This is a genomic window from Litorimonas sp., from assembly GCA_029936425.1.
Taxonomy (GTDB): Bacteria; Pseudomonadota; Alphaproteobacteria; order Caulobacterales; family Maricaulaceae; genus Litorimonas.
Map to the genome: position 1 here is coordinate 1 of JAPYSU010000102.1, position 1,552 is coordinate 1,552.

Consider the following 1,552-nt stretch of genomic DNA (forward strand, 5'->3'; position numbering starts at 1 on the left):
ATAAAAGTACCCAGGGGACTCATAAAAGTACCCAGGGGACTCATAAAAGTACCCAGGGGACTCACAAAAGTACCCAGGGGACTCATAAACGTACCCAGGGGACTCATAAAAGTACCCATGGGACTCATAAAACTACCCGGGGGACTCATAACAGTACCCAGGGGACTCATAAAAGTAGCCGGGGTCTGATGCTGTGACTGTGGCCAGGTGGCCCTTACTTCTACATGGGTCATGTGTGTCCGGGGGAGAAAAATTTCCGCCGGTGGCACTGTCTGCAGTCTGTACAGTGTAACCTAGTCACCCCACAGGTCCAGGCCCACAGGGAGGTCGTCTTTGATGTCCCCTGCATGGGTTTGTGTGTGCTGGGTCTGTACTGTGTTGTGTAAGTACTCATGTAGGGAACTTGCAAAATAATCCAAAAAAATGACAATTTTGACCCTATTTTCAAGTGGAAATCGGCTCGGACAGCCACACCACTGCACTGGTCCAAGGCCGGGTCCATCCCAAAACTTGAGTTGGACCCAGGCGCATGCGAGGGAGGTCCATCCGGGTCCGTTTGGGTCCATTTAGGGTCCTTTTAGGGTCCATTTCGGTCAATTATGAGGCAAAATGGTAGGCAATTTTTTCTGATTTTTGGGTGCCAAAAATCGAAAAAAGGACAAAAACTCCACCTGCAGTAGGGTAAAACGCATTGACCGGTGGCCCGGCGCACTTTCAGAATTGCCCAGTGCGTGGGAAGTGTGAGAAGTGTGTTTGGGTTTTGCCAGGGTTTGGCAGAAAACAAGTCCATGAAGCGTGCTTTACCATACTCATAGCATGCCGCACTCATAAGAGTACCCAGGGGACTCATAAAAGTACCCATGGGACTCATAAAAGTACCCAGGGGACTCATAAAAGTACCCAGAGGACTGACAAAAGTACCCAGGGGGACTCATAAACGTACCCAGGGACTCATAAAAGTACCCATGGGACTCATAAAACCAGCCGGGGGACTCATAACAGTACCCAGGGGACTCATAAAAGTAGCCAGGGTCTGTACTGTGTTGTATAAGTACTCCTGTAGGGAACTTGCAAAATAATCCAAAAAAATGTCGATTTTGACCCGATTTTCAAGTGGAAATCGGCTCCGACAGCCACACCACTGCACTGGTCCAAGGCTGGGTCCATCCCAAAACTTGAGTTGGACCCAGCCGCACGCGACGGAGGTCCATCCGGGTCCGTTTGGGTCCATTTAGGGTCCTTTTAGGGTCCATTTCGGTCAATTATGAGGCAAAATGGTAGGCAATTTTTTCTGATTTTTGGGTGCCAAAAATCGAAAAAAGGACAAAAACTCCACCTGCAGTAGGGTAAAACGCATTGACCGGTGGCCCGGCGCACTTTCAGAATTGCCCAGTGCGTGGGAAGTGTGAGAAGTGTGTTTGGGTTTTGCCAGGGTTTGGCAGAAAACAAGTCCATGAAGCGTGCTTTACCATACTCATAGCATGCCGCACTCATAAGAGTACCCAGGGGACTCATAAAAGTACCCATGGGACTCATAAAAGTACCCAGGGGA

At 49.4% G+C, this 1,552-nt stretch carries 1 protein-coding gene; it reads left to right on the forward strand.

All coding sequences use genetic code 11. The annotated features are described in order from the left end of the window. The coding region (locus ACN0IC_RS15365) for a hypothetical protein (protein ID WP_416879628.1) at positions 1-189 on the forward strand (189 nt) is incomplete at its 5' end. Positions 190-1,552 lie beyond the last annotated feature (1,363 nt).